We start from the raw sequence: 26,126 nt of genomic DNA, 5'->3' as shown, positions 1-26,126 counted from the left end.
CACGCCGCCCTAGATGGTGAGCCAGCCCATGGAGAGCCCCGCCACGCCGACCACCGCGGCCCCGAGCGACACCGCCAGGATCACCGTCTCCCGCGGGCTGAACCAGCGCCGCCCCTGCTCGCGGCGCACCATGACGAACAGGATCGACGCGGGCGCGTAGATGATCGACGACACGAGCACGAAGGTCAGCCCCGCCGCGAACAGCAGGAACACCACGTACGCGGTCGCGAGCACCCCCAGCGCGAGCTCCCGGCCGCGCTCGCGGCCCGGGCCGTACCCGTCGCGCAGCGCCGCGATCTTCAGCAGGTAGCCGGCCGCGAACAGGAACGGGATGAGCGACAGCGCGCTCGTGAGGTCGACCATGAAGTTCACGGCGTCCGCCGAGACGAGCACGATGAGCACCATCGCCTGCGTGAGCACCGACGTGGTGAGCAGCGCCGTGGTGGGCACGTCGCGGTCCGACTGGCGCGCGAGGAAGCGCGGCATGTCGTGGTCCTTCGCGGCGACGAACAGCAGCTCCGCCGCGATGAGCGTCCACGCGAGGTACGCGCCCAGGATCGACACGATGAGCCCGACGCTGATGAAGACCGACCCCCACCCGCCCACCACGGACTCGAGCACGCCCGCCATCGACGGCTGGCGCAGCTCGGCCATCTGGGACGCCGACATGATGCCGTAGCTCACCATCGTCACCGACGCGAAGATCGCGAACACCGCGAGGTAGCCCAGCACCGTGGCGCGGCCCACGTCCTTGCGCCGCCGCGCGTGCCGCGAGTACATGCTCGCGCCCTCGACCCCGAGGAACACGAACACCATCACCAGCATCGTCGCCTTGACCTGGTCGAACAGGGGGGAGTCCGCGGGGCCCGCGAGGTTGTCGAGGAACACCTGCGGGTCGACGTAGAATAGCGCGATCACGATGAACACGACGATCGGCACGAGCTTGGCGATGGTGACGATGCGGTTGATCGCCGCCGCCTCCTTCACCCCCTGCCGCACGAGCAGGTAGAAGCCCCACAGCCCCGCGCTCGACAGCGCCACCGCGAGCAGCGTGTCGCCCTCGCCGAGGGCCGGCCACCAGCCGCCGAGCGTCGACATGATGAGCACCCAGAACGACACGTTGCCCACGCACGTGGTCGCCCAGTAGCCGAACGCCGAGAAGAACCCCAGGTACTCGCCGAAGCCCGCCTTCGCATACGCGTAGATGCCCGCGTCGAGGTGCGGCTTGCGGTTGCCGAGCGCCTGGAACATCAGCGCGAGCATCAGCGTGCCGCAGCCCGCGATCGCCCACGCGATGAGCGCGCCGCGCACGCCCGTGGCGGCGGCGAAGCGCTGGGGGAGCGTGAACACCCCGGCGCCGACCATGGTGCCGACCACCATGGTCATCATGGTGAGGAGGGAGAGCTTGACCGGGGCGCGCTCCGTCTCGGCCATCAGCCCACCTCCCGTCCCTCTCGAAACCTAGCAAGGCCAGGGACGATGCGCCGGGCGGGGAGGCGCGTCGCGCATCGTCGCGCGTCAGGACGCGGCGAGGGTCAGGCCGAAGCCGACGACGGCCCAGACGCCCGCCGCTACGCGCCCCTTCTCGTACGCGAACGGGATCATCGACGTGGTGAGCATCGCGATGAGCGCGCCCGTGGTGAGGGCAGCGAGGCGAGCGCCGGTCGCGCCGCTCACCAGCTCCGCGGCACCATAGCCCAGCGCCGAGAAGACGCCCGCCGCGACGACCACGGCGCCCCACAGCAGCAGCTGCCGACGCGCGCTCCAGCCGCTCGCGCGCATGTCCGCCGCCGGCGGGAGTGCCTGCGGGATGTTGGACACCCACACCGACGCGGCGAGGGCGGGGCTCACGAGTCCCGCCACCATCTGGATACCGAAGATCAGCGACTCCGGCAGCGCGTCCACGATGTTGCCCACCACGATGCCCATCGCGCCGGACGCGCCGAAGCGCCGCTCGACGAGAGTGTCGGCGATCACGTAGACGCCGGCGCCCCCGAGAAGCCAGGCACCGATCTCGAGGTTGCCGAGCGACGCCTGCGCCTCGGGGACCAGCTGGAACGCCGCGGCCGCGACGAGCGCGCCCGCGCCGAGCCCGGCGAGCTGCCCGACCGCACGGTCGGGGATGGTGACGCGGTAGACGATCAGCCCGGCCAGGAGCAGGGAGGACTGCGCCGCCACGCCCACGAGCAGAGCCTCGATCACGCTGTCACCCTACGACCGTGCGGCAGCGAGCGCCGGGGCTCACGTCGGGACGGGTGCGCGACGGAACGCGAGCGGGGCGTCGAGGAGGGGCTCGAACGCCTGGCGCTCGGCTCCGGTGAGCGGGCGGGAGCGCTGCGTCGCGGGATCGAGGTAGACGAGCGTGGTCGCCGCGTGCGCGTAGGGCTCCTCGCCGGCGCCCGCGGGCGGCAGGATCGCGTGGTGCACGTCGACGCTGGCGGTGCCGATCCGCGCCACCCACAGCTCGACCCGCACGGGCGCGGGCCACCAGGTGAGCTGGCGCAGGTACTCGATCTCGTGCCGCCCCACCACGACGGTCGCCCGACCCGTCGCGGCGAGCGGTCCCGGCACGCCCGAGGCGGCGCGGATCACGGGATGGAGTGCCCGGATCCGCACCTCCTCGAGCAGCACCAGGTAGGCGACGTTGTTGACGTGTCCGTTGAGGTCCACGTCGGCCCATCGGAGCTCGACCGAGACCGTCACGCGTGGCATCGGCACAACCCGCGCATCGTCCCTAGAGTGCCGGCACCGCGGCGCGGTCGGCCGCGCGCAACGCGACCTTGTTGACCTTGCCCGCCGCGTTGCGGGGCAGCGCCTCGACCTGCACGAGGTCCTTGGGCTGCTTGAAGCGCGCGAGGCGGTCACCCAGCCAGGCCTGCAGCTCGCCCACGTCGAGCGTGGTGTCGGGGCGCAGGACGACGGCGGCGACGGGGACCTCGCCCCACCGGTCGTCCTCGCGCCCGTAGACCGCCGCCTCGACGATCGCGGGGTGCCCCGCGAGCGCGTTCTCCACCTCGGCGCAGTACACGTTCTCGCCGCCCGAGATGATCATGTCCTTGAGGCGGTCGACCACCCACACGAAGCCGTCCTCGTCCTGGCGCACCAGGTCGCCCGAGTGGAACCAGCCGCCCTCGAAGGCTGCGGCGGTCTCGGCGGGCTTGCGCCAGTACCCCTTCATGAGGTTGGGGCCGCGGTAGATGATCTCGCCGACCTGACCGGGCGCGACGTCGTTCATCTCGGCGTCGACGATGCGGCACTGCACGGTCGCGATGGGGCGGCCCACCGAGCCGAGCTTGTGGATCGCGTCCTCGCCGCGCAGCGCGCACGTGATCGGGGACATCTCCGTCTGGCCGAAGACGGCGACGTTGAGCGCGTCCGGGAAGGTGTCGGACATGGTGCGCAGGAGGGTGTCCGTTGCGGGGGCCGCACCCCAGCTGATGACGCGGAGCCTGAGGTCGCGCTCGCGGATGCCCGGCACGGCGCAGATCGCCTGCCACTGCTGCGGCACGTTGAAGACGATGGTCGCTCCCTCGGCCTCCCACGCGTCGACCATCTCCGCCGGGTTGAACGCGCCCAGCGGGTGCAGGACGGTCGGGATGCCGACGATGAAGTTCGCGCCGATCGACCCCAGGCCCGCGATATGGAACAGGGGAGCGGTGAGGAACGACACGTCCCGCTCGTCGAAGATGTTGTTGACGCGGATCACCGTGAGCGACTGGGCGGCCATGTTGAGGTGGTCGAGCATCGCGCCCTTCGGGCGGCCCGTGGTGCCCGAGCTGTACATGATGAGGCACGTGGTGTCCTCGGCGATGTCCGGGGCCTCGAAGCCGTCGAGCGGCTCGGCGAGGAGGTCCGCGATCGGCTCCTGGCCCTCGCCGGCCTCGCCGGCCTCGCCGAACACGATGACCTTCGTGAGGCGCGACGTGAGCTGGCCCGCGGCCGCGATGAGCGGCACGAGGGGCTGGTCGACCATGACGACGTCGCCGTCCGCGTCGTCGATGATGTACGCGAGCTCGGCGGGGGACAGGCGGATGTTCATCGGCACCGCGATCGCGCCGAGGCGGTTGATCGCGAACACGCTCTCGATGACGAGCGGGTGGTTGAGGGTGAGCAGGAGCACGCGGTCGCCGAAGCCGACGCCGCGCCGCCGGAGCGCGGCCGCCAGGGTGTCCATGTGGGTGGCGACGTCGCTCCAGGTGGTGACCGCGCCGCGGAACTTGAACGCGGTGGCGTCGGGCCTCATCGCCGCGTGGGCGAGGACCTGGTTCATCCAGTGGTTGCGGCGCACCCCCGTGGGGATGCCGGACGTGGCTTCGCTCATGACATGCACCTCTTCGTAGACGTCGAGCCCGCGGACCGAGGCGCCGTTGCCTCGACCCGTCCTTCGCTGCCAGCCACAGGTGGGGACCAGCTAGCAGCATGTTACTCACGATTCACATTTGTTGGCTAGATGCTGTCGTGTCGCGCATGCGGGGGCTAGGGTGGCGAGCGTGAGCGAGACCATTGCCGCCGATCCCGTCAGGCGGCGCCCGCGCGACCGCCGGCAGGTGATCGAGGCCGCGGCGGCGGCCGCGTTCGCCGAGCGCGGCTACCACCGGGTCGCGATGCAGGACGTCGCGGACGCCGTGGGCATCTCGGCGGCGGCGCTCTACCGCCACTTCGACACCAAGTACGACCTGTTCCGCGAGGTCGCGCTCGGGCTCGTCGGCCGGCTCGCCGACGCGACGGCGGACGTGGAGGCGATGGCCGAGCCGACGCCCGAGGCGGCGAGCGAGGCGGTCGAGGCGCTGCTCGACGCGGTCGCGGGTGCGACCATCGGCATGCGCGCCACCGGGGGCATCTACCGCTGGGAGAGCCGCTACCTTCGCACGGAGGACCGGCATGCGCTCCGGGACGCCTTCGCCGGGCTGCGCGGGCGCATCGTCGAGCCCGAGGCCGTGCTGCGGCCCGAGGCCGCGGCGGACACCCTGGACCTCGCGGCGCTGGCGGCGCTCAGCGCCATCGCGAGCGTGACGACGCACCGCACCGCGATCCCCGCGCCGGCGTTGCGGACGCTCGTGCGCGACGCGGCGCTGCGGGTGCTCGCCCGGACCGCGGGACCCGCGCCCGGCCCCGTCGACGGAGCAGCGGAGCCGCTGGCGCGGCCGCGCCGCCGTCGCGACCAGCTCGCCCATGCGGGGATCGCGCTGTTCGCCGAGCGCGGCTATCACGACGTCCGCCTCGAGGAGATCGCGGCCGCGGTGGGGCTCACGCCGTCGGGCGTCTACCGCCACTTCGGCAGCAAGGCCGAGATCCTGCTCACCGCGTGCCAGCGCGCCGCGGCGGCGCTCGACGGGGCGGCCGAGGAGGCGCTCGGCCACGCGGACCCGCGCGAGGCGCTGCGCATCCTCGAGGCCGCCTACATCCGGTTCGCCGTCGACGACCGCGACCTCATGGACGTCTACTCGGCGGATGTCGGCGCGCTCGACGAGGAGGACCAGCGGCGGCTGCGCCGGCTCCAGCGTGCGCACGTCGACGACTGGGTCGAGCTGCTCGGCCGCGTCCGCCCCGACCTGGACCCGCGCGAGGCGAGGTGCCTGGTCCATGCCGGGTTCAACGTGGTCGCGGACCTCGCGGTGGCGCTGCGGCGTGCGCCCGCGCCGGCCGTCGAGGCGTGGATCGCTCCGGTGCTCGAGGCGGTCCTCGACGCCTGACGGCCGGCCGCCCTCCCTCAGCCTCGCGGGGCCTTCGCGCGCCCGTGGAGCATCGGGATCATGCGCGTGGCCGTGTGGAGGTCCTTCTCGGTGCGGTCCATCGTGAGCAGGTCGAGCATCGCCTTGCGGGTCTGCCGCGCGATCGACTTCACGACGCTGAACTCCCGCAGCCCGTCCGCGCCGTGGATCCGCCCGAAGCCCGAGGCCTTCACCCCGCCGAAGGGCAGCGCGGCCACCCCAGCGAATCCCAGCACCGAGTTGATCGACACCGCGCCGACCCGGAGCGCCGCCGCGGCCCGCGCCGCCGCCGCCTTGTCGCGCGTGAACACCGCGGCGGTCAGCCCGTACTGCGTCCCGTTGGCGCGTCGGACGGCCTCGTCGAGCGACGCGACCGGGTTGATGACCACGAGCGGCCCGAACGTCTCCTCCTGGACCGCGTCGGAGCGCTCGTCGACGTCGGTGATGACGATCGGCGCGATGGTGCGGCCCTGGATGCTGTCGAGCCCGCCCACCGCGGCGGTGCCGGTGCGCAGCGCGTCCTCCACGTGACGGCGCACCACCTCCTCCTGGCCGGGCAGCGTCATCGGCCCGTACTGCGCGTCGGCGCCCGAGGTGCGCAGGCGCTCGGCGGCCTCCTTCACCTTCGCCACGAGGGCGTCGCGCACCGACTCGACCACGTAGACGCGCTCGACGCCCGCGCAGGTCTGGCCGGCGTTGCCCATCGCGCCGAACACGATGAACGATGCGGCGGCGTCGAGGTCCGCGTCGGCGGCGACGAGGAGCGCGTCCGAGCCGCCGCACTCCGCGACGATCGGCACGAGCCGCTCCGCCGCGGCCGCCATGACCTTCTTCGCGGTCGCGGTCGAGCCCGTGAACGCGACCTTGTCGACGTCCGCCGCGACCAGCGCCGCGCCCGTCGCGCGGTCGCCCGTGGCCACCGTGAGCACGTCGTGGCCGACCGCCTCGGCCCAGCGCTCCGCGATCCACACCGCGGGCCCGGGCGTGAGCTCGCTCGGCTTGAACACCACTGCGTTGCCCGCCGCGAGCGCGTACGAGATCGAGCCCATCGGCGTGTAGAACGGGTAGTTCCACGGCCCGATGACGCCCACGACGCCGTAGGGCTCGTAGCCCACGCTCGCGTGCTGGTTGTAGTTGACCAGGCCGGCCTTGACCTTGCGCCGCCTCAGGACGCCCTTCGCGTTCTTGGCGGCCCAGTCGAGGTGGCCGAGCGTGAGCATCACCTCGAGCACCGCGTCGCCGTGCGGCTTGCCGGTCTCGGCGGCGATGATGCCAGCGAGCTCGTCGGCGCGCCGCGCGATCGCGGACTTCCAGGCGAGCAGGTACGCGCGCCTGCCGTCGAAGCCGAGTCCGCTCCACCACGCCGAGCCCGCGCGGGCCCGCGCGACGGCCGCGGCGACCTCGGCCGGGCCCGCGATCGGGTAGGTGGCGACGATGCTGCCGTCGACCGGGTTGCGGGTGGTCACCTCTGCGGTGGGCTGGGTCTGGTCCATGAGGGTCATCGCCGGGTCTCCTACTCTCCGTTGAGCAGTTGAGGGGTGGAACGCGCCGATGCGACGCCTCGCGCCGCTAAGTTAACGGTGCTTCACATGTTAGGGCGAGCCCCTGTCGCGCGCAAGGTGGAATCTAATAGGATTTAGAATCGTGGAGACCAATGCGACCGACACCGAGCGGCCCGACGACGCGCCGCCGCACGCGACCCCCAAGTCCGCGCAGACCCGCCAGCGCATCCTCGACGCCGCCGCGGAGGTGCTCTCGCGCAAGGGCTACGCCGGCACCCGCCTGGTCGACGTCGCCGCCGTGGCCGGCGTCCAGGCGCCCGCGATCTACTACTACTTCGGCTCCCGCGACGAGCTCGTCGAGGAGGTCATGTGGGTGGGTGCCCACCTGGTGCGCCTCCACGTCGAGGAGGTGCTCGCCGAGATGGACCCGCTCTCGACCCACATGGAGCGCCTCATGGTGGCGGTCGACGCCCACCTGCGCTTCGAGCTGCAGCTCTCCGACTACGCGACCGCGTCGATCCGCAACGCGGGCCACGTGCCCGAGCAGCTGCGCGTGCGTCCCGCCGCCGAGGAGGCCCTCTACAGCCGCCTGTGGCGCGACCTCTTCGTCGCCGCCCAGCAGGCGGGGGAGGTGCGGGCGGACCTCGACATCAACGTCTTCCGTCTGCTGCTGCTCGGCGCGATGAACTGGGTGGTCGAGTGGTGGAACCCGCGCACGCGCTCGCTCGACGAGCTGGTCGCGACGGCGCAGGCGATGGTCAGGCACGGAGCAGCGGCTCGCTGAGCGGCCCGCTGAACTGGGCCAGGCGCGCGCGCAGGATGTCCTCGGCGTCCGCGACGATGCGCCGCACCACGTCCCCCGCGGGCGGGATGTCGCGGATCAGCCCCTGGACCATCCCGACCGTCCAGATGCCGGCGTCGAGGTCGCCGTCCTCGAACACCTTGCGCCCGCGTGCGCCCGCGACCAACGCGCGGACGTCCTCGAACTGTCCGCCGTCCGCGAGGATCTGCACCACCTCGTCGCTGATCGCGTTCTTCGCGACGCGCGCCGTGTTGCGCAGCGACCGGAAGATGAGGTTGGTGTCGAGCTCCGTCGCCTCCACGATCCGCTCCTTGACCACCTCCGCCACCGGCGACTCCTGGGTGCACATGAAGCGCGAGCCCATGTTGATGCCGTCCGCGCCGAGCGCGAGCGCCGCCGCGAGCCCCCGGCCGTCCGCGAACCCTCCCGACGCGATGAACGGGAGGGTGAGCACGTCCGCCGCCGCGGGGATGAGCACCAGGCCGGGGACGTCGTCCTCGCCGGGGTGGCCCGCGCACTCGAAGCCGTCGATGGACACGGCCGTCACACCCACCCGCTCGGCCTTGAGCGCATGGCGCACGCTCGTGCACTTGTGGATCACCTTGACGCCGTGCTCGCGGAACATCTCCATGTGCGGCTCCGGGTTGGAGCCTGCCGTCTCGACGATGGTGACGCCCGCGTCGACGATCGCGCGCCGGTACTCGTCGTAGGGCGGGGGGTTGATCGACGGCAGGATCGTGAGGTTGACGCCGAACGGCTTGTCGGTCATCGTCCGGGCGCGTTCGATCTCCTTGACCAGGTCGGCCGGGGTCGGCTGGGTGAGCGCGGTGATGATGCCCAGGCCGCCCGCCTCGGACACCGCCGCCGCGAGCTCGGCCCGGCCGACCCACATCATCCCGCCCTGCACGATCGGGTGCTCGATCCCGATCGCCTCCGTGAACCGCGTGCTGAGCATGGCCGCTCCTACTCGTAGATCTCGCCGCTGGCCGCGCGCGCCTCGAGCGAGGCGGGCGGGCGGAACCGCTCGCCGTACGTGTCCGCGAGCGCGTGCGCGCGGGCGACGAACCCGGCCAGGCCGCCCTCGTACTGGTTGACGTACTGCAGCACGCCGCCGGTCCAGGCCGGGAAGCCGATGCCGAAGATCGAGCCGATGTTGGCATCGGCCACGGAGGTGAGCACCCCCGCGTCGAGGCATGCGATCGTGTCGAGCGCCTCGGCGAAGAGCATCCGCTCCTGGAGGTCGACGAGCGGGATCTCGGTGCGCCCCGACCCGTATCGAGTGCGGATGCCCGGCCAGATCCCCGCGCGTCGGCCCGTCTCGTCGTAGTCGTAGAAGCCCTGGCCGGCCTTGCGCCCGGGCCGCTGCGCATCGTCCACCATCCAGTCCTCGACCGCCTCGGCGGGATGCGCGACCCACGGCGTGCCGTCGGCGACCTGCGCCTCGCGGGTCTCGGAGCGGATCTTCTGGGTGAGCGCGAGCGACAGCTCGTCGACCAGCACGAGCGGGCCCGCGGGGTAACCCGCCTGCAGCGCCGCCTGCTCGACCGTCGCGGGCTCGACGCCCTCGCCGACCGCCGCGAGCGCCTCGTCGATGAAGCGCCCGATCACGCGCGAGGTGAAGAAGCCGCGGGCGTCGTTGACGACGATCGGGGTCTTGCGGATCTGCAGGACGAAGTCGAAGGCCTTCGCGAGCACCTCGTCCGAGGTCTTGCGTCCGCGCACGATCTCGACGAGCGGCATCTTGTCGACGGGGGAGAAGAAGTGGATGCCGATGAAGTCGTCGTCGCGGTGCACGCCCTCGGCGAGCAGGGAGATCGGCAGCGTCGAGGTGTTGGAGCCGAGCACCGCGCCGGGCAGGACCACGTCCTGGATCTCCTGGAACACCGCCTGCTTGACAGGCACGGATTCGAACACGGCTTCAACCACCAGGTCGACGCCGCCGAAGTCGCGCGGATCGCCCGTGGTCGTGATGCGCGCGAGGAGCTCCTCGGAGCGCTCGGGCGTGGTCTGGCCGCGCGTGAGGGCCTTCTCCTCGAGGCGGCGCGCGTAGTCCTTGCCCTTCTCCGCGGCCTCGACGGAGACGTCCTTGAGGATGACGTCGATGCCGCTGCGCGCCGCGACGTAGGCGATCGCGGCGCCCATCATCCCCGCGCCGATCACGCCGACCCGCTTGGCCTGGTAGGTCGGGTAGCCGACGGGCCGGCTCGCGCCCTTGTTGATGCTCTCGAGGTCGAAGAAGAACGCCTTGATCATGTTCTTCGCGACCTGCGTGTGCGTGAGCTGGACGAGGTAGCGGGTCTCGATGATGGAGGCGGTGTCGAAGTCGACGTATGCGCCCTCGACCGCGGCGGCCATCGCGGCGCGCGGGGCGGGCAGCGGCGCGCCCTTGGTCTGCTTGCGCAGCAGCGCGGGCATCGCGCCGAGCATGCCCGCCACACCCGGCGACGTGACGGCGCCGCCGGGGAGCCTGAACCCGGCGACGTCCCACGGCTTCACCGGGGAGGGGTGCGCGGCGATCCACGCCTTGGCGCGCTCGCGGATCTCGGCCGCGGGCACGACCTCGTCGACGAGTCCCGCCGCGAGCGCGCCCTCGGCCGCGAACTTGGTCGCGGGCAGGATCACGTCTGCGAGCGCCTTCTGCAGGCCGAGCATGCGCACGACGCGCGTGACGCCGCCGCCGCCCGGCAGGAGCCCGAGCGACACCTCGGGCAGCCCGAAGCGTGCGCCGCGGACATCGGAGGCCGCGATGCGGTGGTGGCACGCGAGCGCGACCTCGAGGCCGCCGCCGAGCGCGGTGCCGTCGAGCGCGGCGACCACGGGCCGCCCGAGCCGCTCGAGCCGGCGCAGGAGCGCCTTGGCGTGGTCGATGTGCGCGGCCTCCTCGGCCGAGCGGGCCGGGTCGGCCGCGCGCAGCAGGTTGAGGTCGCCGCCGGCGAACCAGCTCTTCTTGGCGGACGCCAGGATGACGCCCGCGATGTCGTCGCGCCGGGCCTCGAGCCTGTCCACCGTCGCCTCGAGCGAGGCCACGAAGTGGGCGTTCATGGTGTTCACCGCGCTCGCCGGGTCGTCCATGGTGATGGTCACGACGCCGTCCGCGTCCTCGTCCCACGCGTAGCCGCGGGCGGTCTCCTCGATCACGCTCATGCTCATGTCCCTTCAGACCCGCTCGATGATGGTGGCGACGCCCATGCCGGCGCCGACGCAGAGGGTGGCGAGGCCACGCCGGAGATCGCGCCGCTCGAGCTCGTCGAGCAGCATGCCGAGGATCATGGCGCCGGTCGCGCCGAGGGGGTGTCCCATCGCGATGGCGCCGCCGTTGACGTTGACCTTGCTGTGCGGGATGCCCATCTCCCGCTCCCAGCGCATCACCACCGCCGCGAACGCCTCGTTGAGCTCGAACAGGTCGATGTCGTCGACCTCGAGCCCGGCCTTGGCGAGCGCCTTGCGGGTCGCGGGCGCGGGCCCGGTGAGCATGATCGTCGGCTCCGAGCCGGTCACCGCGGCCGCGACGATGCGCGCGCGTGGGGTGAGGCCCAGGCGCTCGCCGATCTCCTTGGAGCCGATGAGCATGAGCGCCGCGCCGTCGACGATGCCGGACGAGTTGGCCGCCGTGTGCACGTGGTCGATGCGCTCGACCCGGTGGTACCTCTGCATCGCCACCGCGTCGAAGCCCGCGTCGGCGCCCATCGCCGCGAACGCGGGGGTGAGCGCGCCGAGCGACTCGACCGTGCCGCCGGGTCGGCGGTGCTCGTCGTGGTCGAGCACCGTCACGCCGTTGATGTCCTGCACCGGGACCACCGAGCGGTCGAAGCGGCCCTCGCGCCACGCATCGTCCGCCCTGCGCTGCGACTCGACGGCGTACGCGTCGACGTCCTCGCGCGTGAAGCCCTCGAGCGTCGCGATGAGGTCGGCGCTCACCCCCTGCGGCACGAAGTAGAGGTCGTAGTTGGTGGTGGGGTCCTGCACGTAGGCGCCGCCGTCGGAGCCCAGCGGGATCCTCGACATCGACTCGACGCCGCCCGCGAGGATGAGCTCCTCGAAGCCGCTCGCGACCTTCTGCGCCGCCGTGTTGACGGCCTCGAGGCCCGACGCGCAGAACCGGTTGAGCTGGACGCCCGCGACCGTCTCCGGCAGGCCCGCGACGAGAGCGGCGGTGCGCGCGATGTCGCCGCCCTGCTCGCCGATGGGGGAGACCACGCCGAGCACGACGTCGTCGATGAGCGCGGGCTCGAGCGTGGGGTTGCGGGCCTCGAGGGCGTGGATGAGGCCCACCACGAGGTCGACGGGCTTGATGCCGTGGAGCGAGCCGCCCCGGTTCCTGCCGCGCGGCGTGCGGACCGCGTCGTAGATGTATGCGTCGGCCATGACTTCCTCTCACAGACCCAGGCCTCGACCGACGATCTCCTTCATGATCTCGGTCGTGCCTCCGTAGATGGTGGTGATGCGGGCGTCCTCGTAGTCCCGCGCGATGCGGTACTCGCGGATGTAGCCGTAGCCGCCGTGCAGCTGCAGGCAGCGGTTCACGACGTTCACGTACTGCTCGGTGGTCCAGTACTTCGCGCCGGCCGCGTCCTCGGGCGTGAGGGTGCCGTCCATGAGGCGGCGCAGGCAGCCGTCGATGTAGGCGCGGCTCACGCGCACGGCGGTCACCATGTCGGCGAGCTCGAAGCGGGTGTTCTGGAACGAGCCGATGGGCTGCCCGAAGGCGTGCCGGTCCTTCACGTACTGCAGCGTGCGCTCGAGGACGCCCTCGCTCGACGCGACCGCGGCCGCCGCGATCGACAGCCGCTCCTGGGAAAGGTTGCGCACGAGCCCGAGGAAGCCGCTGCCCTCGGCGCCCAGCATGTTCGCGGCGGGCACGCGCACGCCCTGGAAGTGGATCTCGCTCGTGTCCTGCGCGTGCAGGCCCACCTTGTCCAGCCGGCGGCCGCGCGAGAAGCCGGGGGAGTCGGTGGGGATCACCAGCAGGCTCAGGCCGCGGTGGGGGTCCTCGCCCGTGCGCACGGCGGTCACCACGAGGTCCGCGTTCTGCCCGTTCGAGATGAAGATCTTCGACCCGGTCACCACGTAGTCGTTGCCGTCGCGCACGGCGGCGCAGCGGATCCCCGCGAGGTCGCTGCCCGTGCCGGGCTCGGACATCGCGATGGCGACGATGAGCTCGCCGCGCGCGATGCCCGGCAGCCAGCGTGCCTTCTGCTCGTCGTCGGTGAGGTCGGTGAAGTAAGGGATGACGATGTCGTTCGACAGCGCGATGCCCGCCATGCCCGAGGACACGGGGTGGCGCGCGAGCTCCTCGCCCATGATCGCGTTGAAGCGGAAGTCGTCCGAGCCGCCCCCGCCGTGCTCCTCGGGGATGGAGAACCCCAGGATCCCGGCCTCGGCGGCCTTGGTGAAGAGCCAGCGGTCGACCCGCCCCTGCTCGTCCCAACGCTCGGCGTTCGGCCGGGCATGCTGCTCGACGAACGCGGCGACCATCTCGCGGAACTGCTCGTGCTCGTCCTCGTACAGGTCGCGGGGGCCGACGACCCCCGTCGACGCCACGGCCCGGGTGCTCGTGGTGGCGGTCATGCTGTCTCCGATCCTCGTTGATCATGACGACAGATTTTTTATATCACATTAGAAATCATGGTGACCATCCCTTGCGTCGCGGGCGTTTCGTGCCATGCTGGACGCGGCGGATTCGAACCGCCGTTAAGCGGCAGCGCAAAGGGGCGTGGGATGGTGGAGGGAAGCACCCGGGTGATCGAGAACGCTGTGCCCGTGGACGATGCGGCGGTCGCCGCGGCGCGCGCGCGGCACGAGGGCCGGGTGGCCATCGTGACCGGCGCGAGCCGCGGCATCGGCCTCGCGATCGCGCGGCGTCTCGCCGATGAGGGCGCCTCCGTGGTGCTCACCGCGCGCCGCCCCGAGCCGCTCGAGGAGGCGGCCGCGGCGCTGCCGGAGGGGCGCGTGCGCATCGTGCCCGGCAACGCGCAGGATCCCGCGCACCGCCGCGAGGCCGTCGCGACGGCCGTGGGGGAGTTCGGCGGGATCGACATCCTGGTCGCCAACGCGGGCATCAACCCCGTGTACGGCCCGCTGCTCGAGCTCGACCACGACGCCGCGCGCAAGATCTTCGAGGTGAACGTGCTCGGCACGCTCGGCTGGGTGCAGGAGGCGTGCGCCGCGGGGCTCGGCGAGCGGGACGGGGCGGCCATCCTCGCGATGTCCTCGGTCACCGGCGCCGTCGCCTCTCCCGGCATCGGCTGGTACGGGGTCACCAAGGCCGCCGTCGCGCACCTCGCGACCACGCTCGCGGTCGAGCTCGCGCCGCGTGTGCGGGTCAACGCCCTCGCTCCGGCCGTCGTCCGCACGCGCTTCGCGCGCGCGCTGTACGAGGGACACGAGGAGGAGGTGGCGGCGCGCTACCCGCTGGGTCGCCTCGGCCGGCCCGAGGACGTCGCCGCCGCCGCGGCCTTCCTGTGCTCGGCGGACGCCGGGTGGGTGACGGGCCAGGTGCTCACCGTCGACGGCGGCCTCCTCGCGGCCGGGGGCGTGGCATGACCGCCGCGCCCGGCACCGGCGTGGGCGCCGCCGAGGTCGCCGCGCGCACGCGCGCCTTCATCCGCGACGTCGTCATCCCCGCCGAGCCGCCCGCCGGGGTCACGCTCGACGCCGAGACCCGCCGCGACCTCCAGGCGCGCGCCCGCGCGGCCGGCGTGTTCGCGCCGCACGTGCCCGTGGCGCTCGGCGGGCTCGGCCTGCCGCTCACGGAGTGGTCGCCGGTGTTCCAGGAGGCCGGCTACTCGCCGATCGGACCGGCCGTGCTCAACTGCATGGCTCCCGACGAGGGCAACATGCTGCTGCTCGAACGGATCGCCACCGATGAGCAGCGGGAGCGGTTCCTCGCGCCGCTCGCGGCGGGCGCGACGCGCTCGTGCTTCGCGATGACCGAGCCGCACCCCGGCGCCGGCTCGGACCCGGCCGCGCTCAGCACCTCGGCCCGCCAGGTCGACGGCGGCTGGGTGCTCGACGGCGAGAAGCGGTTCATCTCGGGCGCCGACGAGGCGGACTTCGCGATCGTGATGGCGCGCACCCCCGAGCTGGGCGACGACGCCGCCACGCTCTTCCTCGTCGCGATGGACGCCCCCGGCGTGGAGCTCGGCCACGCGATCCGCACCCTCGAGACCGCGATCTCCGGCGGCCACCCTCACGTGCGCTACGCGGGCGTGCGCGTCGCCGACGCCGACGTGCTCGGCACCCCGGGCCAGGCCTTCCGGCACGCGCAGGTGCGCCTGGGCCCCGCGCGGCTCACCCACTGCATGCGGTGGCTCGGGCTCGCGCGACGCGCCCAGGACACCGCGCTCGACCGCGTCCGCACGCGCGAGATGTTCGGCTCGCCGCTCGGGGAGCTCGGCATCGCGCAAGGCCTGCTCGCCGACTCCGAGATCGACCTCGCCAGCAGCGCGGCCCTCATCGACTGGGCCGCCCGCGAGCTCGAGCGCGACGCGCGGGCCGGCGCCACCGCATCGTCCATCGCGAAGGTCCACGTCTCCGAGGCCGTGGGCCGCGTCATCGACCGCGCCGTTCAGCTGTGCGGCGGCGACGGCGTGACGCTCGAGCTGCCGCTGCTGTCCTTCCTCAACGAGGTGCGGCCGTTCCGCGTGTACGACGGCTCGAGCGAGACCCACCGATGGGCCATCGCGCGCCGCGCGGTGTCCCGCCGCCGCCGCGAGATCCAGGACGGTGCCGCGCCGCTCGACCGGCCCGAGGGGGCCCGGTGACGGACCTCGCGACCGTGCCCGACGCGGTCGACGTGGTCCGCACGCCCGCGGAGGCGGCCGCCGCGCCACGCCCGCCCCTGCTGGTGACGGACACGCTCGCGGCGTACCTCGACGGCCTCGGCGTGCCCGCGGGCGAGCTCGCGTGGCGGCGCATCGGCGACGGGCAGGCCAACATCACCTACGAGATCCGCCGCGGCGGCGACCGCCTGGTGCTGCGCCGGGGACCCCGCCCGCCCTACCCGCCCTCCGCGCACGACATGCCGCGCGAGGCCCGCTTCCTCGCCGCCGTCGGCGCGGCAGGCGTCCCCGTGCCGCGCGTGCGCGCCGTGTGCGAGGACGATGCGGTGCTCGGCGTGCCGTTCTACCTCATGGACCACGTGGACGGCGTGGTGCTCACGGATGCGCTGCCGCACGGCTTCGACGGCGCCGATGCGGGCCGCGCCGTCGCGCACGCCGCCGTCGACGCGCTCGCGAACCTCCACGCGGTGCCGCTGGAGGGCGAGATCGCCGCGCTGGGAAGGCCCGCCGGGTACCTGGAGCGCCAGGTGCGCCGCTTCGCGCAGCTGTGGCCGCTGAACACGCGCCGCGACCTGCCGCTGGTCGTGCGGGTGGGGGAGCGGCTCGAGGCGACGCGTCCCGTGCAGGCGCGCGCGAGCATCGTCCATGGCGACTACCGCCTGGGCAACCTCATGTACGCCGCGCCCGACCGGATCGCCGCGATCCTCGACTGGGAGATGGCGGCGCTCGGCGACCCGCTCGCGGACCTCGGGTACCTCCTCGCCACGTGGTCCGAGGACGGCATCCCGGCCACCGTGATGGACCTCACGCCCGTGACCGCCGGCCCCGGCTTCCCCTCGCGCGAGGCGCTCGCGGAGCGCTACGCCGCGCGCACGGGCGCCGATCTTGCCGGACTGGCCTGGTACGAGGCCCTCGCGTTGTGGAAGTCGGCGATATTCTGCGAGGCGATGTACACGCGTTGGCTCGACGGGCAGCGGCCCGGCGACGCCTTCGCACCGCGGCTCGCGGAGGGCGTGCCCGCGCTCGCGGCCGCCGCCGACGCGGCGCTCGCCCGGCTGGAGAAGGGAACGCGATGAGGATCCTCGTGCTGATGAAGGTGGTGCCCGACACGTACGTCGACCGGTCGCTGTCGCTGGAGACCGGCCTGGCGGTGCGCACCTCGGAGGAGGCGGTGCTCGACGAGGTCGACGAGCGCGCCCTCGAGGCCGCCCTGACGGTCCTCGACCGCGACCCCGAGACCGAGGTGATAGTGCTGGCCATGGCGCCCGCGCTCGCGCAGTCGAGCCTGCGCAAGGCCCTCGCGATGGGCGCGACCCACGCCGTGCATGTGGTGGACGATGCGCTCGTCGGCGCCGACGTGACCCTCACCGCCGAGGCGCTCGCCGCGGCGGCCCGCCGGGTCGGTTTCGACGTGATCGCCGCGGGCAACGCGTCGACGGACGGCGGGGGCGGCGCCGTCCCCGCCGCGATGGCCGAGCTCCTCGCGCTGCCCGCCGCGACCTTCCTCTCCGAGCTCGAGCTCACGGCCGAGGGGGTGTCGGGGGTGCGGGTGACCGAGGCCGCCACGCTCCGGATCGAGGCCCCGCTGCCCGCGGTCGTGTCCGTCACGGAGGCGATGCCCGCCCCGCGGATGCCCAACTTCAAGGGCCTCATGGCCGCCAAGAAGAAGGCGATCGAGGTGCTGTCGCTCGCCGACCTGGGCGTGGACGCGCTCGACCCCGAGGCCTCCCGCGCGATCATGATCGCGATCCGCGAGCGCCCGCCGCGGTCCGGGGGCGTGAGGATCGTGGACGAGGGCGACGCGGGCGAGCGGCTCGCGGCGTTCCTGGTCGAGAACCGGCTGGCGTGAGGGGGAGCGGCATGACCGAGACGATCCTGGTCCTGCTCGACCGCGATGCCGAGGGCGGCCTCGCGGCCTCGTCCGCGGCGCTGCTCGGCGCGGCGTCACTGGTGGGCGACCCCGTCGCGCTCGTCGTCGGCGACGGCGCCGCGGCACAGGCCGCCGCCGCCGGCGCGCTCGGCGCGACCCGAGTGCTCGCCGCCCCCGCGGGCGCGGCAGGCGTCGGCGTGGTCGACGCGCTCGAGGCCGCCGCCGCGCGCGTGCGGCCCGGCGCCGTGCTCGCCTCGCACTCCGTCGACGGCCGCGAGGCCGCGGCCCGGTACGCCGCGCGGACGCGCTCCGCGCTGGCGGTCGACGCCGTGAGCGTGTCCCGCGACGCCGAGGGCGTGGTCGCGCACCACAGCATCTACGGCGGCGGGTTCCTCGTCGACTCGGCGCCCACGTTCGGCGCCCCCGTGGTGACGCTGCGGCAGGGCGCGGTCGACGCGCGCGCCGAGGCCGTCACGGACCCGCCCGTCGAGGAGCTCGACGTCGAGGCCTCGGGGCTGCCCGCGGTGACGGTCGTCTCCGTCGACCCGATCGTCGAGACCTCCGACCGGCCCGACCTGCGCAGCGCCGCCAAGGTGGTCTCCGGCGGCCGCGGCATCGGCTCGGCCGAGCAGTTCGCGCTGGTCGAGCAGCTGGCGGACGCGCTGGGCGCCGCGGTGGGCGCCTCGCGCGTCGCCGTCGACGAGGGCTACGTGCCCGCCTCGCACCAGGTGGGACAGACCGGCGTGTCCGTCTCGCCGGACCTCTACGTCGCGCTCGGCATCTCCGGCGCGATCCAGCATCGCGCCGGCATGCAGACCGCGAAGACCATCGTCGTCGTCAACACCGACGCCGAGGCGCCGCTCTTCGAGATCGCCGACTTCGGCGTGGTCGGGGACCTGTTCGACGTGGTGCCGCAGCTCATCGCGGCGCTCGAGGCGAGGAAGGACGCGTGAGCCCCGCCGTGCGCCGCGGCCTGCCTCGCACCCCCGGCGGCGAGCCCTGGCCGCCCGCGCGCCCCGGGGACGATGCGCCGGTCGCGTCGGCCGTCGACGCGCCCGAGCCGGTGGTCGAGCCCGCGGAGGCGCCGCCGACCGCGGCGGCGGTCGCGGCCGCCGCGCCCTCCGGGACCGTGCCGTTGCGCCGGGGCCTGCCCCGGGAGCCCACCGGCGAACCCTGGCCGCCCGCGGGGATGGCGCCCGCGCGGATCGTGGCCGCGGCCGTCGAGGAGGAGGCGCCCGCGCCCGACGCCGCACCCGAGCCCGCGCCCGAGGCCGTCCCGACGCCCGCATCGTCCTCCGAACCCGTGCCGACCCCGCGCCGCATGGGCCGCGGCGGGCGCGCCGCGATCGCGGTCGCGGCCCTGCTCGCGGTGGTGGCGCTCGTGATCCTCGTGGCGCGCTGGCTCGTGGGCCTCGACGCGGTGGCGAGCTTCATGGAGAACTACCCGGGCACCTACGCGCTGCCCGAGGGCGCGCCCGTGGGGATCCCCGCGTGGGTGTCGTGGACGCACTTCTTCAACATGTTCCTCATCGCGCTGATCCTGCGCACGGGCCTCGCGGTGCGGTATCAGACCCGGCCCGAGGCCTACTGGGCGCGGCGCTCCGATCCGAAGGACCGCATCGGCCTGCTCGCCTGGACGCACCAGGCCCTCGACGTCCTGTGGGTCGCGAACGGCGCCGCCTACATCGTGCTGCTGCTCTCGACCGGGCAGTGGGTGCGGATCGTGCCGACGAGCTGGTCGGTCATCCCGAACGCCGTCAGCACGGTGCTGCAGTACGCGTCGCTGAACTGGCCCGCCGAGCACGGGTGGGTCTACTACAACGCGCTCCAGCAGCTCATGTACTTCCTCACGGTGTTCGTCGCGGCGCCGCTCGCGGTGATCACGGGCGTGCGCATGAGCATCTACTGGCGCGGCGGGGGCCGGCTCGACCGGATCTACCCGAAGAACGTCGCCCGGGCGGTGCACTTCCCGGTGATGATCTACTTCGTCGCATTCGTGGTGGGCCACGTGGCGCTGGTGCTCACCACCGGTGCGCGGGAGAACCTCGACGCGATGTTCGCGGGACGCGACTCGGCCACGTGGCTGGGCGTGGCGCTGTTCCTGCTGTCGCTTGCCGTGACCGCCGCCGCGATGGCCGCGCTGCGCCCGCTTCTCCTGGCGCCCGTCGCGGGCCGATTCGGGGACGTCACCAGCCGCTGACGCATTTCTGTATACAGAACTGGCGTCGCGGTGCTAGGTTCGGCTCGAACGGCATGCGTGTGCATGCAGAACCGCGAGGAGGCGGCGTGAGGACGAGCGAGCGTGTCTACGAGCTTCTCCGCGAGGAGATCCTCGACGGGGCCCTCGCGCCGGGCGCGCCGCTCGCCGAGATCGAGCAGTCCGAGCGCCTCGGCGTCTCCCGCACCCCGCTGCGCGAGGCCCTCTCGCGGCTCCAGGGCGACGGCCTCGTCGCGGCGCGCGGCGGCCGCGGCCTCGTGGTCGCCGGCCTCTCGCTCGACGCCGTCCGCGACCTGTTCGAGATCCGCGAGGCGCTCGAGGTCAAGGCCGCGGCCCTCGCCGCCCAGCGGCGCGACCCGGCCGTGTTCGCGGTCCTGCGCGAGGAGGTCCGCGCGGCCGGCGAGGGCCTGGCCGCCGGGGGATCGCGCGAGGACTTCTACGCGCTCACGGCCCGGATGGACGCCGCGATCGACGCCGCCGCCGCCAACCCCTACCTCCAGGCGGCGCTCCGCAGCGTCCGCGCGCACGTCGCGCGCCTGCGCCGGGTCTCGAGCGACGACGAGGCCCGCCTGCGCGAGGCCACCCAGGAGCACCTGCTCATCCTCGACGCGATCGTCGAGGGCTCGTCGACCATGGCCGCCCACGCCACCGAGCTGCACCTCCACCGCAGCCTGGCGAGCATCGTCCGTTCCCTCGACACCGACCCCAAGGAGCCTCGTCGATGAAGACCTGGACCGTCCGCGCCCACACCTCGGCCGAGGCGCTGCCGCGCGGCGAGCAGCTCGCCTGGCGTCTCGCGGAGGTCGCCGCCGAGCAGGTGCCGGTCGACGCCGACGTCGAGGACATGGTGATCAACCGCGTCATCGACAACGCTGCGGTGGCGGCCGCCTCCTACGCCCGCTCCGCCCCCGCGGCGGCCCGCGCGCAGGCGCTGGCCCACGGCGCATCGTCCGGGGGAGCGGGAGCGATCGTGTTCGGCGAGCCGCTCGCGACGCGCGTGAGCGCCGAGTGGGCCGCGTGGGCGAACGGGGTGGCGGTGCGTGAGCTCGACTACCACGACACGTTCCTCGCCGAGGAGTACTCGCACCCCGGCGACAACATCCCGCCCATCCTCGCGGCCGCCCAGCACGCGGCGGCGCGCGGGATCACGGGCGCGGACCTGCTGCGCGGCATCGTCACGGGCTACGAGATCCAGATCGACCTCGTCAAGGCGATCAGCCTGCACCGCCACAAGATCGACCACGTCGCGCACCTGGGCCCGTCCGCGGCGGCGGGCATCGGGACGATGCTCGGGCTGGGTCCCGAGGTGATCTTCCAGGCCGTCGGACAGGCCCTTCACACGACCACCGCGACGCGCCAGTCCCGCAAGGGCGAGATCTCGTCGTGGAAGGCGCACGCGCCCGCGCTGGCGGGCAAGCTCGCCGTCGAGGCCGTGGACCGCGCGATGCGCGGCCAGACCTCGCCGACGCCCATCTACGAGGGCGAGGACGGCGTGATCGCGTGGCTGCTGGGCGGCTTCGACGCGTCCTACGAGGTGCCGCTGCCCGAGCCGGGGGAGCCGCGCCGCGCGATCCTCGACTCGTACACCAAGGAGCACTCCGCGGAGTATCAGTCGCAGGCGTGGATCGACCTCGCGCGCCGCCTGCACGGGTCGCACCCGGAGGTGGGCGACCCGGCGCGGGTCGAGCGGATCGTGCTCGCGACCTCGCACCACACCCACTTCGTCATCGGGTCCGGCGCGGGCGACCCCGAGAAGTACTCGCCCGAGGCCAGCCGCGAGACGCTCGACCACTCGCTGCCGTACATCTTCACGGTGGCGCTGCAGGACGGCGCCTTCGACCACGAGTCGTCCTACCTGCCCGCGCGCGCCGCCCGGCCGGACACCGTCGCCCTGTGGCGGCGCATCGTCACCACCGAGGACCCGGAGTGGACCCGGAGGTACCACTCGAACGACCCGGCCGAGAAGGCATTCGGCGGCTCGATCGAGGTGACGTTCACCGACGGCTCCGTGTTCCGCGACGAGATCGCGGTCGCGGACGCCCACCCGCTCGGCGCGCGGCCGTTCGCGCGCGCCGACTACGTCCGCAAGTTCCGCACGCTCGCCTCCGGGGTGCTCGAGGACGCGGAGGCCGAGCGGTTCCTTGACGTCGCCCAGCGGCTGCCGTCGCTCACCGCCGAGGAGCTCGGCCGGCTCACCTTCACCGTGACCGATGCGGTGCGCGCCTCGGCGCCCGCCCCGGCCGGACTGCTCTAGGAGGCATGATGCTCTACGCGACCACCCCCGCCGCCGCCAAGCGCGCGGCGTTCCGCGAGCGGCTCGCGAGCGGCGAGCTGCTGCGCATGCCCGGCGCGTTCAACCCGCTGTCCGCGCGGCTCATCGGCGAGCGCGGCTTCGAGGGCGTGTACGTCTCCGGCGCCGTGATCTCCGCCGACCTCGGCCTGCCGGACATCGGGCTCACCACGCTCACCGAGGTCGCGGGCCGCGCCCGGCAGATCGCGCGCGTCACCGACCTGCCGGTGCTGGTCGACGCCGACACCGGATTCGGTGAGCCGATGAACGTCGCGCGCACCGTCCAGGAGATGGAGGACGCCGGCGTCGCGGGCCTGCACATCGAGGACCAGGTCAACCCCAAGCGGTGCGGCCACCTCGACGGCAAGGAGGTGGTGGGGCTCGACCTCGCGGTGCGCCGGATCAGGGCCGCCGTCGACGGCCGGCGCGACCCGAACCTGCTCATCATGGCCCGCACCGACGTGCGCGGGGTCTCGGGTCTCGCGGATGCCGTTGACCGGGCGCGGGCACTCGTCGACGCGGGCGCCGACGCGATCTTCCCCGAGGCCATGGCCACGCTCGCTGAGTTCGAGGCCGTGAGCGCCGCCGTCGACGTGCCGATCCTCGCCAACATGACGGAGTTCGGGAAGTCCGAGCTGTTCACCGTCGACGCGCTGCGCGACGTGGGGGTCAACGTGGTCATCTGGCCCGTGTCGCTCCTGCGCCTCGCGATGGGCTCCGCGATGCGGGCCCTCGACACCCTCGAGACCAAGGGCGTCCTCACCTCGCGGCTCGGCGAGATGCAGCACCGCGCCGACCTCTACGAGCTCCTCGACTACGAGGGCTACTCCCGCTTCGACGAGGACGTCTACACCTTCACGGTCGCGCGCGACTGAACCACCGCATCGTCCATCACAAAGGAGTGATCATGAGCGACACCACCGAGATCCGGAAGGGCCTGGTCGGCGTGGTCGCCGACCGCACGGCCGTGTCGAAGGTCAACGTCGAGACCAACTCGCTGCTGTACCGCGGGTACCCCGTCCAGGAGCTCGCGGCGATGTGCTCCTTCGAGGACGTGGTGCACCTGCTGTGGAACGGCGACCTGCCCACGCCCGAGCAGCGCGAGCGGGCGCTCGCGCTCGAGCGCTCGCATCGCGAGCTCGGCGACCGCCTCATGGGCGTGATCGAGAGGCTGCCCGACGAGACCCACCCCATGGACGTGGTGCGCACGGCGGTCAGCGTGATGGGCGGCGAGGACCCGACCGCGTGGTCCACCGACCCGGACGAGATCCGCGAGAAGGCCCTCATCCTCATCGCGAAGGTGCCCGCCGTCGTCGCTTACATCCAGCGCCACCGTCGCGGCCTGCCGCTCGTGCCGCCGCGCGAGGACCTCGGCTACGCCGCGAACTTCCTGTGGATGACGTTCGGCGAGGAGCCCGACGAGACCGTGCGCAAGGCGTTCGACGTGTCCATGACGCTCTACGCCGAGCACTCGTTCAACGCCTCGACGTTCACCGCGCGCGTGGTGACCTCGACTCTGTCGGACTACTACTCGGCCGTGGTCGCGGCCATCGGGGCGCTCAAGGGACCGCTTCACGGCGGCGCCAACGAGGCGGTCATGCGCACGTTCGACGAGATCGGGTCTGCCGATCGGGTCGGGCCCTGGCTGGACGATGCTCTGGCGGCCAAGCGGAAGGTCATGGGCTTCGGCCACCGCGTGTACAAGCGCGGCGACTCGCGCGTGCCCACCATGAAGGCGTCGCTCGACACGCTCGTCGCGCACTACGACCGTCCCGACATCGCGGAGCTCTACGACACCCTCGAGACCGAGTTCGTGAGCCGCAAGGGGATCTACCCGAACCTCGACTACCCGTCGGGCCCGGCGTACCACCTCATGGGCTTCGACACCGAGCTGTTCACGCCGATCTTCGTGATGGCGCGGATCGCCGGCTGGACGGCGCACATCCAGGAGCAGCTCGCCGACAATGCGCTGATCCGGCCGCTGTCCGTGTACGACGGCGTGCCGGAGCGGCATCTCGACGGGTACGTGGCGGATGCCGCGCACGTGGCGGCCGCGACCCGCCAGGAGGAGATGGCCGGCTGAGAGGGGTTGGGACGCTCAGCACTCCCGAATCCTTGAGGACCCCACCTCGCGGGACGCTGAGCTCCGCTCGCGGCTCGGCGCGCGCAGCTTCGCTCGCGGCTCGGGACGCTCAGTCCTCAGGATTCGGCCTGGGCGCCCGTTTCGGGACGCTCAGTCCTCACACGCCGGGGGACCGCGCATGGGCTGGCCCCGCCGCGAGCGCCAGCCAAGAGCGCCCGCCCGGGCTCGCGCGGCCGAGGACTGAGCGTCCCGAGATCGCCGAAGTCACCGATTCTTGAGGACTGAGCGTCCCGACCGCCGTGCGGGTAGGGGAGAGTCAGGCCTCGATCAGCTCGAGGTCCTCGAGCAGGCTCGGGTGCGTGGGCTCCCAGCCCAGCTCGGCACGGGTGAGCGCACTCGACGATGGCTGGTCCGCCGCGAACACGGCCCCCAGCGGCCCGAACGCGTCGGCGGGACGCGACTCGACCGGCAGCCCGAGCCGGCGCCCGATCACCTCGACGATGTCCCGCACCGCGTCGCCGTCATCGGCGACGGCATGCCACACGCCGCCGCCGGGCGAGCCCTCGAGCGCGAGGCGGAACAGCACTGCGGCGTCCGCGGCGTGGACCGCGGGCCAGCGCTGCGTGCCGTCACCCGGGTAGGCGGCGACGCCCGTCTGGCGGGCGATCCGGGTAAGGATCCCGGCGAAGCCGCCCGTGCCGTCCGAGTGCACGGTGCGCGGCAGCCGCACCGCCGACGACCTCACGCCCTGCGACGCAAGCCCGAGCGCGCGCATCACGGCGAGGCCACGTCCGCCCACGGGGCCCACGGTCGGGACCGGGTCCTCCTCAGTCGACGCGCGTCCCGGCACGCCCGGGGTGCCCGCGACCGTTACCAGCGGCTTCTCGCTGCCCACCAGGGCGGATCCCAGGACCTCGAGCGCTGCGGACTCCTCGGCGACGTTCGCGGCGAGGGCCTCGGGGGAGCTGAAGTCGTTGCCGAATGCCAGGTGGATCACCCCGTCGGAGGCCGCGGCCGCGGCGCGCAGCACCTCGAGGTCCGCCAGCGACCCGCGCACCGCGGCGCAGCCGGCGGCGGTGGCCGTCGCCGCGGAGGCGTCCGAGCGGGCGAGGGCCGTGACCTCGTGGCCCGCCGCGAGGAGCTCGGCGACGACCGCCGCGCCGATGAGACCGGTCCCGCCGGTGATGAAGACGCGCATGGTGAACCTCCGAAAGTGATGCGACAGTTGTTCCATCACGGTAACACCTTGATGCGACACGTGTCGCATCGACTACGATGACCGCATGGCCCGATGGAAGCCCGACGCCCGCCAGCGCCTCGTCGTCGAGGCGCTCAAGCTGTTCGCCGAGCAGGGCTTCGACGAGACCACCGTCGCCCAGATCGCCGAGCGCGCGGGCCTCACCCGCAGCACCTTCCATCGCCACTTCGCCGACAAGCGCGACATCCTCACCGCCGGCCAGGAGACGCTCAGCCGCCTGCTCGCCGAGGGGATCGCCGAGGCGCCCGCCGGCGCGACCCCCCTGGACGCGGTCGCCGCCGGGCTGGACCGCGCATCGTCCTCGATGACCGAGTTCAACCGCGAGCTCAGCCCGCTCATCGACGCGGCGATCGCCGCCAACGACGAGTTCCGGGCGCGCAACGCGATGAAGGCCGTCGGCATGGCCGCCGCGATGGACGATGCGCTGGTCGCCCGGGGTGTGCCGGGACCCGTCGCGCGGCTCGCGGCGGAGATGGGCGTGGTCGCCTTCTCGACCGGCTTCCGCGGATGGGTGGATCCGGCCGAGGGCGAGGAGCCGGGCGAGCTGCGCGACCGCACGGCCGCCGCGTTCGCCGAGCTGCGGGAGGCCGCCGCGACGCTGGGCTGACCCC

23 protein-coding genes are annotated in these 26,126 nt (G+C 73.2%); 13 read left to right on the top strand and 10 right to left on the bottom strand.

Translation table 11 applies throughout. The features are described from left to right. Positions 1 to 9: 9 nt before the first annotated feature. The 4 genes from AOM04_RS06815 to AOM04_RS06800 all read right to left on the bottom strand — a co-directional run bounded on the left by AOM04_RS06815 (position 10) and on the right by AOM04_RS06800 (position 4,321). Positions 10 to 1,434 (bottom strand): basic amino acid/polyamine antiporter, encoded by a 1,425-nt coding sequence (locus AOM04_RS06815; protein ID WP_062464036.1) that lies wholly within the window; start codon positions 1,432 to 1,434, stop codon positions 10 to 12. 84 nt (positions 1,435 to 1,518) lie between these two features. After that, the gene (locus tag AOM04_RS06810; RefSeq protein ID WP_062464035.1) at positions 1,519 to 2,202 is read right to left on the bottom strand and encodes a ZIP family metal transporter; all 684 of its coding nucleotides are present in this window, start codon (positions 2,200 to 2,202) and stop codon (positions 1,519 to 1,521) included. Positions 2,203 to 2,241: 39 nt separating this feature from the next. After that, positions 2,242 to 2,703, bottom strand: a complete 462-nt coding sequence (locus AOM04_RS06805; protein WP_062464034.1) for an acyl-CoA thioesterase — start codon at positions 2,701 to 2,703, stop codon at positions 2,242 to 2,244. 31 nt (positions 2,704 to 2,734) lie between these two features. Then, positions 2,735 to 4,321: an AMP-binding protein gene (locus tag AOM04_RS06800; protein WP_062464033.1), complete on the bottom strand. Its 1,587-nt coding sequence runs from the start codon at positions 4,319 to 4,321 to the stop codon at positions 2,735 to 2,737. 169 nt (positions 4,322 to 4,490) lie between these two features. On the opposite strand from AOM04_RS06800, the gene AOM04_RS06795 reads away from it, so the two are divergent. Beyond that, on the top strand, positions 4,491 to 5,693 hold the full coding sequence (locus AOM04_RS06795; RefSeq protein WP_062464032.1) for a TetR/AcrR family transcriptional regulator: 1,203 nt from the start codon (positions 4,491 to 4,493) through the stop codon (positions 5,691 to 5,693). Between the two features lie 17 nt (positions 5,694 to 5,710). Here the strand turns inward: AOM04_RS06795 and AOM04_RS06790 are convergent, their stop codons facing one another. After that, positions 5,711 to 7,213, bottom strand: a complete 1,503-nt coding sequence (locus tag AOM04_RS06790) for an aldehyde dehydrogenase family protein (RefSeq protein WP_062464031.1) — start codon at positions 7,211 to 7,213, stop codon at positions 5,711 to 5,713. 142 nt (positions 7,214 to 7,355) lie between these two features. On the opposite strand from AOM04_RS06790, the gene AOM04_RS15060 reads away from it, so the two are divergent. Further along, complete coding sequence (locus tag AOM04_RS15060; protein ID WP_062464030.1) at positions 7,356 to 7,997, top strand: TetR/AcrR family transcriptional regulator; 642 nt, start codon at positions 7,356 to 7,358, stop codon at positions 7,995 to 7,997. Here the strand turns inward: AOM04_RS15060 and AOM04_RS06780 are convergent. The 4 genes from AOM04_RS06780 to AOM04_RS06765 are packed head-to-tail and all read right to left on the bottom strand — an operon-like array spanning position 7,972 to position 13,583. After that, positions 7,972 to 8,970, bottom strand: coding sequence for an NAD(P)H-dependent flavin oxidoreductase (locus AOM04_RS06780; protein ID WP_062464029.1), 999 nt, complete (start codon positions 8,968 to 8,970; stop codon positions 7,972 to 7,974). The two genes, AOM04_RS15060 and AOM04_RS06780, sit on opposite strands and share 26 nt — an antisense overlap. A gap of 8 nt (positions 8,971 to 8,978) precedes the next feature. Next, a complete protein-coding gene (locus AOM04_RS06775; RefSeq protein WP_062464028.1) occupies positions 8,979 to 11,159 on the bottom strand; it encodes a 3-hydroxyacyl-CoA dehydrogenase NAD-binding domain-containing protein in 2,181 nt (726 codons plus the stop codon). A 12-nt stretch (positions 11,160 to 11,171) separates the two neighbouring features. Then, positions 11,172 to 12,380 (bottom strand): acetyl-CoA C-acetyltransferase, encoded by a 1,209-nt coding sequence (locus tag AOM04_RS06770; RefSeq protein ID WP_062464027.1) that lies wholly within the window; start codon positions 12,378 to 12,380, stop codon positions 11,172 to 11,174. 9 nt (positions 12,381 to 12,389) lie between these two features. After that, complete coding sequence (locus tag AOM04_RS06765) at positions 12,390 to 13,583, bottom strand: acyl-CoA dehydrogenase family protein (RefSeq protein ID WP_062464026.1); 1,194 nt, start codon at positions 13,581 to 13,583, stop codon at positions 12,390 to 12,392. Positions 13,584 to 13,733: 150 nt separating this feature from the next. Here AOM04_RS06765 and AOM04_RS06760 point away from each other — a divergent pair, with 150 nt between their 5' ends. The 10 genes from AOM04_RS06760 to AOM04_RS06715 all read left to right on the top strand — a co-directional run bounded on the left by AOM04_RS06760 (position 13,734) and on the right by AOM04_RS06715 (position 24,257). Beyond that, the gene (locus AOM04_RS06760; RefSeq protein ID WP_082104459.1) at positions 13,734 to 14,558 is read left to right on the top strand and encodes an SDR family oxidoreductase; all 825 of its coding nucleotides are present in this window, start codon (positions 13,734 to 13,736) and stop codon (positions 14,556 to 14,558) included. Then, the gene (locus AOM04_RS06755; protein WP_062464025.1) at positions 14,555 to 15,778 is read left to right on the top strand and encodes an acyl-CoA dehydrogenase family protein; all 1,224 of its coding nucleotides are present in this window, start codon (positions 14,555 to 14,557) and stop codon (positions 15,776 to 15,778) included. The genes AOM04_RS06760 and AOM04_RS06755 overlap by 4 nt, the downstream gene beginning before the upstream one ends. Beyond that, positions 15,775 to 16,872 (top strand): phosphotransferase family protein, encoded by a 1,098-nt coding sequence (locus tag AOM04_RS06750; RefSeq protein ID WP_062464024.1) that lies wholly within the window; start codon positions 15,775 to 15,777, stop codon positions 16,870 to 16,872. The genes AOM04_RS06755 and AOM04_RS06750 overlap by 4 nt, the downstream gene beginning before the upstream one ends. Beyond that, positions 16,869 to 17,645, top strand: coding sequence for an electron transfer flavoprotein subunit beta/FixA family protein (locus AOM04_RS06745; RefSeq protein ID WP_062464023.1), 777 nt, complete (start codon positions 16,869 to 16,871; stop codon positions 17,643 to 17,645). Before AOM04_RS06750 ends, AOM04_RS06745 begins: the two co-directional genes overlap by 4 nt. A gap of 11 nt (positions 17,646 to 17,656) precedes the next feature. Beyond that, positions 17,657 to 18,619: an electron transfer flavoprotein subunit alpha/FixB family protein gene (locus AOM04_RS06740; protein WP_062464022.1), complete on the top strand. Its 963-nt coding sequence runs from the start codon at positions 17,657 to 17,659 to the stop codon at positions 18,617 to 18,619. Beyond that, positions 18,616 to 19,866 carry a cytochrome b/b6 domain-containing protein gene (locus AOM04_RS06735; RefSeq protein WP_062464021.1) on the top strand — a complete coding sequence of 417 codons (1,251 nt, stop codon included), beginning with the start codon at positions 18,616 to 18,618 and terminating at the stop codon, positions 19,864 to 19,866. The genes AOM04_RS06740 and AOM04_RS06735 overlap by 4 nt, the downstream gene beginning before the upstream one ends. A gap of 86 nt (positions 19,867 to 19,952) precedes the next feature. Then, positions 19,953 to 20,609 (top strand): GntR family transcriptional regulator, encoded by a 657-nt coding sequence (locus tag AOM04_RS06730; RefSeq protein WP_062464020.1) that lies wholly within the window; start codon positions 19,953 to 19,955, stop codon positions 20,607 to 20,609. After that, positions 20,606 to 22,138 carry an MmgE/PrpD family protein gene (locus tag AOM04_RS06725; protein ID WP_062464019.1) on the top strand — a complete coding sequence of 511 codons (1,533 nt, stop codon included), beginning with the start codon at positions 20,606 to 20,608 and terminating at the stop codon, positions 22,136 to 22,138. Before AOM04_RS06730 ends, AOM04_RS06725 begins: the two co-directional genes overlap by 4 nt. An 8-nt stretch (positions 22,139 to 22,146) precedes the next feature. After that, positions 22,147 to 23,049, top strand: coding sequence for a methylisocitrate lyase (gene prpB / locus AOM04_RS06720; RefSeq protein WP_062464430.1), 903 nt, complete (start codon positions 22,147 to 22,149; stop codon positions 23,047 to 23,049). A gap of 32 nt (positions 23,050 to 23,081) precedes the next feature. Continuing rightward, positions 23,082 to 24,257 carry a bifunctional 2-methylcitrate synthase/citrate synthase gene (locus AOM04_RS06715; protein WP_062464018.1) on the top strand — a complete coding sequence of 392 codons (1,176 nt, stop codon included), beginning with the start codon at positions 23,082 to 23,084 and terminating at the stop codon, positions 24,255 to 24,257. Between the two features lie 316 nt (positions 24,258 to 24,573). On the opposite strand, the gene AOM04_RS06710 is transcribed toward AOM04_RS06715, so the two are convergent. Then, positions 24,574 to 25,455, bottom strand: coding sequence for an SDR family oxidoreductase (locus tag AOM04_RS06710; protein ID WP_062464017.1), 882 nt, complete (start codon positions 25,453 to 25,455; stop codon positions 24,574 to 24,576). 85 nt (positions 25,456 to 25,540) lie between these two features. Between AOM04_RS06710 and AOM04_RS06705 the strand changes: the two genes are divergently transcribed. Further along, positions 25,541 to 26,122 (top strand): TetR/AcrR family transcriptional regulator, encoded by a 582-nt coding sequence (locus AOM04_RS06705; RefSeq protein ID WP_062464016.1) that lies wholly within the window; start codon positions 25,541 to 25,543, stop codon positions 26,120 to 26,122. Positions 26,123 to 26,126: the final 4 nt, after the last annotated feature.

The organism is Demequina soli (genome assembly GCF_000971195.1).
Taxonomy (GTDB): domain Bacteria; phylum Actinomycetota; class Actinomycetes; order Actinomycetales; family Demequinaceae; genus Demequina; species Demequina soli.
The sequence above is the reverse complement of the archived record's forward strand: the minus strand, read 5'-3'. Positions and strand labels throughout refer to the sequence as shown.

Excerpts from the sequence above, each read along its gene's own strand:
- AOM04_RS06815 (WP_062464036.1), bottom strand. The coding sequence starts at position 1,434 with ATGGCCGAGACGGAGCGCGCCCCGGTCAAGCTCTCCCTCCTCACCATG.
- AOM04_RS06800 (WP_062464033.1), bottom strand. The coding sequence starts at position 4,321 with ATGAGCGAAGCCACGTCCGGCATCCCCACGGGGGTGCGCCGCAACCAC.
- AOM04_RS06790 (WP_062464031.1), bottom strand. The coding sequence starts at position 7,213 with ATGACCCTCATGGACCAGACCCAGCCCACCGCAGAGGTGACCACCCGC.
- AOM04_RS06780 (WP_062464029.1), bottom strand. The coding sequence starts at position 8,970 with ATGCTCAGCACGCGGTTCACGGAGGCGATCGGGATCGAGCACCCGATC.
- AOM04_RS06775 (WP_062464028.1), bottom strand. The coding sequence starts at position 11,159 with ATGAGCGTGATCGAGGAGACCGCCCGCGGCTACGCGTGGGACGAGGAC.
- AOM04_RS06770 (WP_062464027.1), bottom strand. The coding sequence starts at position 12,380 with ATGGCCGACGCATACATCTACGACGCGGTCCGCACGCCGCGCGGCAGG.
- AOM04_RS06765 (WP_062464026.1), bottom strand. The coding sequence starts at position 13,583 with ATGACCGCCACCACGAGCACCCGGGCCGTGGCGTCGACGGGGGTCGTC.
- AOM04_RS06760 (WP_082104459.1), top strand. The coding sequence starts at position 13,734 with ATGGTGGAGGGAAGCACCCGGGTGATCGAGAACGCTGTGCCCGTGGAC.
- AOM04_RS06755 (WP_062464025.1), top strand. The coding sequence starts at position 14,555 with ATGACCGCCGCGCCCGGCACCGGCGTGGGCGCCGCCGAGGTCGCCGCG.
- AOM04_RS06745 (WP_062464023.1), top strand. The coding sequence starts at position 16,869 with ATGAGGATCCTCGTGCTGATGAAGGTGGTGCCCGACACGTACGTCGAC.
- AOM04_RS06740 (WP_062464022.1), top strand. The coding sequence starts at position 17,657 with ATGACCGAGACGATCCTGGTCCTGCTCGACCGCGATGCCGAGGGCGGC.
- AOM04_RS06725 (WP_062464019.1), top strand. The coding sequence starts at position 20,606 with ATGAAGACCTGGACCGTCCGCGCCCACACCTCGGCCGAGGCGCTGCCG.
- prpB (WP_062464430.1), top strand. The coding sequence starts at position 22,147 with ATGCTCTACGCGACCACCCCCGCCGCCGCCAAGCGCGCGGCGTTCCGC.
- AOM04_RS06715 (WP_062464018.1), top strand. The coding sequence starts at position 23,082 with ATGAGCGACACCACCGAGATCCGGAAGGGCCTGGTCGGCGTGGTCGCC.
- AOM04_RS06710 (WP_062464017.1), bottom strand. The coding sequence starts at position 25,455 with ATGCGCGTCTTCATCACCGGCGGGACCGGTCTCATCGGCGCGGCGGTC.
- AOM04_RS06705 (WP_062464016.1), top strand. The coding sequence starts at position 25,541 with ATGGCCCGATGGAAGCCCGACGCCCGCCAGCGCCTCGTCGTCGAGGCG.